The following is a 508-nucleotide window of genomic DNA, read 5'->3' as shown; positions in this document are numbered from 1 at the left end:
AACTTGCACAATTGTTTTGTTCCAGCATCGATTACAATGAGCAGGCTACTTGTTGTCGATGGCTGACTTGGGTACTAATGCCAGATCACTTCCATGGACTTATCGTGATTAAAAAACATGATCTAAGCTCCTGCGTACAACATTTGAAGGGATTTACCGCTAAACGAATCACTCAAAATTTGGGCAAAGATGGAAATATATGGCAAAGAGGTTTTTATGATCACGCCTTAAGAAGTGAGGAGCACAGGAAAAATATTGCACGCTATATTGTCGCCAACCCAATTCGCAATGGTATTGTCAGTAATATCAAAGATTATCCATATTGGGATTCGGTTTATTTATAACTGGCCCGATTTTTTTGCAAGGCTAAAGCCTCGCCTACAGAAGTCATCCTGCACCGATGGAGGTCGGCCTTTGGGGCCGACAATTGATGCCGAAAATCCATTGTTGTAGGTCAGGCTTTAGCCTGACAAAAGCGCAAGGCTGAAGCAATTGCCGGGAATCTGAC

Annotated in this window: 1 protein-coding gene; it reads left to right on the top strand. The window is 42.9% G+C overall.

Features of this window, described 5'->3' with window-relative positions; all coding sequences use genetic code 11:
* A partial coding sequence (locus C2M36_RS10105) for an REP-associated tyrosine transposase (protein WP_234399150.1) occupies positions 1-344 on the top strand: 344 nt, incomplete at its 5' end.
* Between the last annotated feature and the right edge of the window lie 164 nt (positions 345-508).

The sequence above is a fragment of the Pseudoalteromonas sp. T1lg75 genome (assembly GCF_002964705.1).
Taxonomy (GTDB): domain Bacteria; phylum Pseudomonadota; class Gammaproteobacteria; order Enterobacterales; family Alteromonadaceae; genus Pseudoalteromonas.
Note: the sequence above shows the minus strand (reverse complement) of the source record. Positions and strands in the feature narration are given on the sequence as shown.